Below are 6,738 nucleotides of genomic sequence, written 5' to 3' on the forward strand. Positions count from 1 at the left end.
CATCAACTCTCCACTATCAATGAGTCCACAATCACTACTCGTTTCTCATTTGCAGAAATCAATCCGGCCTCAACGGTCGCCAGATCAAGGATTGCCTCCCGAATAGAGCCGAGAGAATTCTTCTGACCTTTAATGACTCTGTAGAAATCAGCAAATTCCTCAACGAATCCATCACTGTTATTTGCGTAGAATTTCTCTCGACCGTGAGCCTCGATTTCGATTGTCGCTTCATCCTTGTCAACACGCAACAGGCCTTCTGTTCCAACGATCTCGAGTCTGTTAAGAGTGGCTGGAGCACCATATACAACCGAGTAGTTCCCAATCACTCCGTCTCCCAGTGTCATATTGAAGACCACTGAGTTCTCCGCACCAAGATAATCGAGATTCTTCTCTGAAAATCCGCTAACTTCTCTCACATTCCCAAGGATTTTTCGCAAGGCCGCAATGTCATGAACGCCACCGTCAGAAATGAATCCCCCCACATGTTTCGGGGCTTGCCTCCACTTAGTCTGAACATACTTGTTATCCAGTCCGAAATCTACCCATTTGAGCCAACTGAATATGATTGGTTTGCCGATCCTTCCTTCCCTCACAAATTCGGAAGCCTTAGTGTAAACTTCTATGTGTCTGTAATTCTCTGCGATGTAGACAGGTGAATTCCCCGGAAGATTCAACAGAGAAAGTCCTTCTTTCACCGACGCGGCAATAGGTTTCTCACAAATAACTGGTTTCTCCGCCGTTCTCGCAGCTACGATCATTTCGGGATTGAGGGCAATTGGCACTGCAAGGACAATCGCATCGACATCATCGGAATAAAGAATCTCTTCATAAGAATCGAAGACTTTGATTTTACCTCCAACGAGATCGGCGAACTCCTCAGCCTTCTTTCTTGTTCTGCTGTTTACAGCAGTAATTGTGAATAGATCTTTCAGCTCCATTAAGGCGGGAAGATGAAGTTCCCTTGAGGCGATTCCCGCTCCTACAACGCCTAGTCTAATGTTCATATCATCCTCCTTCGCAAAACCGTTCAAAGCAACAGAACTGGGATAAGTCCATTTAAGTCAGACTTTCTTTCTCACAAAGGGAAAGAGGCTTCAACTTCCCTTGCGCCATCCGAGGGTCTTACTTCGTAACAATCGATATCTATCGCAAACTTCTCTTTGTATCTCGTTTTCACCACTTCAACTATCTTATTCTCCTCGGTTTTCTCACAAAGGGCGAGTACCGATCCACCGAACCCGGCTCCAATCATTCTTGCACCCGATACGCCCTTCATCTCTCTAAGCGTATCAACAATGAAGTCAGTCTCTTCACAAGTAACCTCATAGTCAAGAGCCAGAGATTCATGAGATTGTATGAGAAGCCTGCCAAGGTTTTCAAAATTCGAGTTTGATAGAATCTTCATTGACTCCAGAACCCTCATGTTCTCTGAAACAACATGCAAAGCTCGTCTATAATAGAGATCACCCATTTTTCCTCTGTTCGGAAACAGATCAACCATTGAAACTTCGCGATAGCTACTCCTGCCAAGAATCTCAAGAGCCTTTCGTGCTTCCTCTCTTCTTGAATTATACGCGCCTCTTGAAAGAGAATGATGTACCTTTGAATCGAACACAAGAAGCGTATAGTCGCCCAGTTCCAGGGGGACATACTCATATTGCATCTTGAGAGTATCAAGGAATATCGCCTTGTTCCTACGTCCCATTACCGCCGTGAATTGATCCATAATTCCACACTTGACTCCGACAAAATCGTTCTCTGCTTCCTGAGCATAATTGTACAACTGAGTTTCGCTGAGCTTTAGATCAAAAACCGAGTTCAGTGCTACTATCAAGGCAACCTCTAAAGCGGCAGAGCTCGAGAGACCTGCTCCTTCAGGAAGGCTGGAGCGAATATCAATATCCATTCCCCCGAACTTGGCGTCAAGCTTATTCTTCAAGATCCAGATTATTCCTTTTAGATAATCGCTCCAGTCACCTGTCTTTTCAATAACACTTTCTTCGAATGACACCGGTTTTCTTCCCATGGAGCTCAGGTGAATCCGACCGTTACCATTCTTCTCAATTGACAGAAGAACATATTTGTCAATCGCGGCTGGCATTACGAACCCTTCGTTGTAATCAGTATGCTCTCCAATGATATTAATCCTACCAGGCGCAACAAAGTACCTCTTCAACTCAACACCTCCAGCAATGTACATATATGCTTTTTGCTCTATATTGAGAGAATAGCACCCCGTTGACAAAAAAACAAAGCGGGCTAATGCCCGCCGTGAAATCGCTTCTTCAGTTAATGGATACCCAGAAGGCCGTCTATCTTTCCCTTGTCAAATCCTACAATAACCTGGCTTCCTATTGTTATCACCGGAACACCCATCTGCCCACTCTTCTTGACCATTTCTTCCGCTTTGGCTTTATCCTTGCTTACATCATAGTCTTTAAAAGCAATTCCGTTTGCCCTGAAATAGTCCTTTGCTCTCTTGCACCAGGGACATGTGGGAGTAGAATATACAACTACCTTTGCGCTCATGAAATCCACACCTCCATTTACCCCCTAGGGGTATTAGTAAGTAAATTATAGAATATTTCTGCTACAATTGTCAACTGCTCGATTTAGGGAGACATGTATTCATTCGGGAGAAGTTATCAGGATTTCGCTTTATCAAGAAGCAGTTCGAGTTTCTGCAGTTGGCGGAGTACTGAAAGCTGTTGTTCGTTTACCTTCTGTCTGTTGGCAATCAGATTCTGCAGATGCCCCATAGCTACAAGCTTTGACAAATCATCGTTGTTAAGCGAGGGCTTTGAAAGAAGATCCTTCTCTGACTTCTTCCATTCCATATAGAACAGTCTCCCTGAAGGCGTCCATCTTGCGAAAATCCTCTTCGGGACAACTAGAAGAAGCCATCCCAGGCACCAGTCTGCATAGAGAACTATTGACAGCACGAGAGATTCATCTGGAAAGGAGAGGTATATCTGCCAGTTTCCAAAGACAAACTTCAGTATCATGGACCAGATGATTAAGTAGAAGATCGAAAAAACCGACATGACCGTAGAACCGAGGTACTCATAGAATCTTCCTGACTTCACGCTGCGCATCGCATTCTTCTGCCAAAGACTATAATGTTCCCTGAATTCGTTGAGCGAAACGCTGTTGTTTTCAGCATCAGGAATCTCTATTGAACCGTCTTCATTTCTCTTTAGAGACTTGATGGCCTGAAGCGCCCATTGCTGCTGCGTTGGGATTCCATTATGAGTTGCCTTCACGGATATAGAATTCTCACCGATAAATATCTCTCCGCTGTTGTGCATCTCAAGAATCGTTGCAAGGAAGCCGTTGTGATCCACTTCCTGGAATGGATTCCTTATTACTGCATTAAGAATATAGCCCGGTACATCGTAGATTCTATAACCAATTTCCGACTTAACCTGAGGCTCGACTCCAAAAAGGACAAACGTGAAGAATAAGACGAAAAAAGGCACTGCTATCTGAAACCCGATCAAACCCGAAAGAAAAGCCTGCTGGAACATGGCTATCTCGTGTTCCTTGCGAATCGAACTTTTGCTTACGGTTGTACTCACCGCGTTTGGCATAGTACTGGCAATGTTTTTTGGAAACGAGATCTTGATTTCGCCCGATGCATTTGAAAGAACAGATTTCATTCGAAGCTTCACGGAGTTTCCTTCTATCTCCACCCTGGCTTCTTTATAGGGCCTGACAGAGATATCGTCCTTTGTTATCCTAGAGATTATGGCCTCGGGTAACTCTATGGAAAGAGAGATGTCTCTGGTCATGGCATCTGAGTTTGGTTCCCAGAATCTATAGCTCAACACGGCGATATCCGTTCCTATCTCGACAACACCGGATAAACTGTATTCAGTTGTCATCAGAAACTGGGTGACTTCTTGTTCAAGAAAGATCCTCGCATCGAAGCCGCCGGGAGATGACGATATCTCTCTGACAACACCGGTTCCCTGGGAAACCTCAATAGAATACGAGTTGAGAACCGAGGGATATGATAAATGGAGTTTCTTAGTCGCTGTCCTGTTGTTGCGAGATAGCGTGTAAACTGAAAGCTCTTCAACGAGAAGCTCCCCCTGATCATTCAGTCTGGCGTTGATTTCAACCGAATCGATCTTGTAGGGAGCTGATTCCCTCCAGAAGCCATTTCCTAAGGCAATGAACATAAAAAATCCGCTGACTATCATGAATATGATAAAGAAGTACTTTCTTTCGAATTTCCTTTTCATTTCATCTCACCCTTTGTATTATACTCTGCATATGAAAACAGCTGGAAAAATGGAGGAAGAGATGCTCAAACACAAAAGACTCTTCGTTTCAGATATGGATGGAACGTTCTACCTGGGCGAGCATCTTTTACCAGGCAGTCTGGATTTCGCCAGGGCCATCTACAGACACAATTCAAGACTCGTGTTTCTAACCAACAATTCATCACGTACTCCTGAAGAATATATCAGAAAATTGGTGAAAATGGGCATCGAAAGGAGACTATTCGAGGTCTACACATCCGGGGAGGCTACTGTAAGTCTCCTCAAGAACTGCTTTCCTGGCAAGAAGGTGTATCTGTTGTCAACGCATTCAGTCCGGAAGATGTTTTTAGATAAGGGGATAGTCCTCGATGAAAGTAATCCTGATGTTCTCGTTCTGACATACGACACAGAGATTACTTACGAAAAGATCAGGAAGGCCGCTCTCTTCATAAGAAGAGGTGTTCCATACATTGCAAGTCATCCCGATATTAACTGCCCTACCGAAGAAGGCCCTGTACCGGATGTTGGAAGTCTTATTAGCCTCTTCGAGACATCTACGGGTCGTAAACCTGATCAAATAGTCGGAAAGCCGGATCCAACGATACTCAATATGGTCATGAAAGACTTCGGTTGCTCACCTGAAGAGACGGTTATGGTTGGAGATAGGCTCTACACAGATATTGAGTGCGGACTGAGAGCGGGAGTTGACACCTACCTTGTTCTATCGGGAGAAACGACCGAAGATATGATACCCGTTACACATAGTTACAGAGTTGTGCAGAACACCGGATCACTAGCAGCGATGATTGACAAAGATAATACTGTATAATTACCATAAGTTGGAGGTGATTGAATGGTCATCCTTTTCGTTGTAATTGGAATTATTGTTGTCTTAGCTCTATGGCTCATCGGGGTATATAACAATTTAGTCACCCTAAAAAAGAGGGTCGAAAATGCATGGTCGCAGATCGATGTTCAGCTCAAGAGAAGACATGATCTAATCCCGAACCTTGTTAGCTCTGTGAAAGGTTACATGAAATTTGAACAGGAAACTCTGGAAAAAGTAATGCAAGCGAGAGCAAAAGCTGTTTCAGCTCAAGGTGTGGGAGACAAGATCAAGGCAGAACAAGAACTTGGCGGCGCGCTCGGTAGACTGCTTGCAGTAGTCGAGAATTACCCTGATCTGAAAGCAAACACAAATGTATCACAGCTGATGGAAGAATTGACCAGTACCGAGAACAAGATCTCTTACGCAAGACAGTTCTACAATGATTCTGCTACCAAGTTCAATACAAAGATCGAGATCTTCCCGAATAACGCCATTGTTGGCTTCTTTGGGGGTAAATTTGAATCGTTTCCTCTCTTTGAAGTGACAGAGGCCGAAAAAGAAGCTCCCAAAGTAGATCTTTCCTTCTGAGAGCTATGTCTTTTACAGTAGATTTCTACGAAGAAGGCAGGAAGAATGTCAGAAAGACCATCATTCTCGTGATGGTCTTTCTTGCCATGATGGTTGCATTCGGCCTGATAATAGACTTGATCTTCGGTATTCTACCTATATTCACTCTTGTTTTCCTCTCCGTTGCCCTAATACAGATTCTTATTTCTCTCTCCTCAGGAAAAGAGATCGTCTTGAAATCAGTAAAAGCGCGCCCTCTCAAAATGAACGATCCAGAGGAACGACAGCTCAAGAACATCGTAGATGAACTCTCAATTGCAGCTGGAATGGGGAAACCTCCGGATGTATTTGTGATTGATGATGACTTGGTTATCAATGCATTCGCTACCGGAAGGAGACAAGAAGATTCCGTCGTTTGCGTAACTAGCGGACTTTTGAAGAATCTCGATCGTGAGGAGACCTCCGGCGTAATCGGCCACGAACTTAGTCACATAGTAAATAAGGACGTTCTCCTTATGACGCTGATCTCTGCGCTTCTTGGTGCGGTTGTGATTGTTCAATTGCTTGCCTTTAGGGCACTTATCACTTACCTGCGGTTTGGCGCTATTGGAGCGGCTACAAGGTCAAAACGCTCCTCAAAGAAGAACGACAACTCTGCTCTGCCTATAATCGCTTTTCTTGCGGCAGTTGCAGGGCTTGGCGCACTCTTCTCCTTTACTGGAAGACTCTCGTTGCTTGCTGTCTCGAGAACAAGAGAATACTTTGCTGATGCGAGAGCCGTCGAATTGACTAGAAATCCCGCAGGACTATCGAGAGCTCTCCGAAAGATCGCAACGAGTTCTGCGAAACTCCAGACAGCAAATGTGGCGACCGCTCATCTATTCATATCAGATCCTTTGAAGAGGAGGATAAACAATAAGACCTCCTTCTTCGCATCCTTGTGGAGCACACATCCTCCGATCGCGATGAGAATTTCAATACTTGAAAACAAGACACTGACGGAAATTGAAGCGGAGCTTTCCGACTATATCTGATCTTCAGCACTCCTCCCAATGTATTCACGCAAAGAAGTGA

Annotated in this window: 7 protein-coding genes; 3 read left to right on the forward strand and 4 right to left on the reverse strand. The window is 44.4% G+C overall.

What is annotated here, in order from left to right:
* Positions 1–2: 2 nt before the first annotated feature.
* The 4 genes from B3N33_RS05635 to B3N33_RS05650 all read right to left on the reverse strand — a co-directional run bounded on the left by B3N33_RS05635 (position 3) and on the right by B3N33_RS05650 (position 4,247).
* Positions 3–1,004, reverse strand: a complete 1,002-nt coding sequence (locus tag B3N33_RS05635) for a Gfo/Idh/MocA family protein (protein WP_292590129.1) — start codon at positions 1,002–1,004, stop codon at positions 3–5.
* Positions 1,005–1,075: 71 nt separating this feature from the next.
* The gene (gene galK, locus B3N33_RS05640) at positions 1,076–2,176 is read right to left on the reverse strand and encodes a galactokinase (protein ID WP_292592436.1); all 1,101 of its coding nucleotides are present in this window, start codon (positions 2,174–2,176) and stop codon (positions 1,076–1,078) included.
* Between the two features lie 113 nt (positions 2,177–2,289).
* Positions 2,290–2,529: a glutaredoxin family protein gene (locus tag B3N33_RS05645; RefSeq protein WP_099830910.1), complete on the reverse strand. Its 240-nt coding sequence runs from the start codon at positions 2,527–2,529 to the stop codon at positions 2,290–2,292.
* Between the two features lie 116 nt (positions 2,530–2,645).
* Entirely contained in the window at positions 2,646–4,247 is a 1,602-nt protein-coding gene (locus tag B3N33_RS05650; protein WP_214059849.1) for a DUF2207 family protein, read from the reverse strand.
* Positions 4,248–4,308: 61 nt separating this feature from the next.
* On the opposite strand from B3N33_RS05650, the gene B3N33_RS05655 reads away from it, so the two are divergent.
* Genes B3N33_RS05655 through B3N33_RS05665 form a run of 3 tightly spaced genes read left to right on the forward strand, consistent with a single transcriptional unit; the run spans position 4,309 to position 6,698 of the window.
* Positions 4,309–5,097, forward strand: a complete 789-nt coding sequence (locus tag B3N33_RS05655; RefSeq protein WP_099830908.1) for an HAD-IIA family hydrolase — start codon at positions 4,309–4,311, stop codon at positions 5,095–5,097.
* 24 nt (positions 5,098–5,121) lie between these two features.
* Positions 5,122–5,685: a LemA family protein gene (locus B3N33_RS05660; protein WP_214059851.1), complete on the forward strand. Its 564-nt coding sequence runs from the start codon at positions 5,122–5,124 to the stop codon at positions 5,683–5,685.
* 5 nt (positions 5,686–5,690) lie between these two features.
* The gene (locus B3N33_RS05665; protein WP_292592438.1) at positions 5,691–6,698 is read left to right on the forward strand and encodes a M48 family metallopeptidase; all 1,008 of its coding nucleotides are present in this window, start codon (positions 5,691–5,693) and stop codon (positions 6,696–6,698) included.
* Positions 6,699–6,738 lie beyond the last annotated feature (40 nt).

The organism is Mesotoga sp. UBA5825 (assembly GCF_002432955.1).
In the GTDB taxonomy this organism is placed as follows: Bacteria; Thermotogota; Thermotogae; order Petrotogales; family Kosmotogaceae; genus Mesotoga.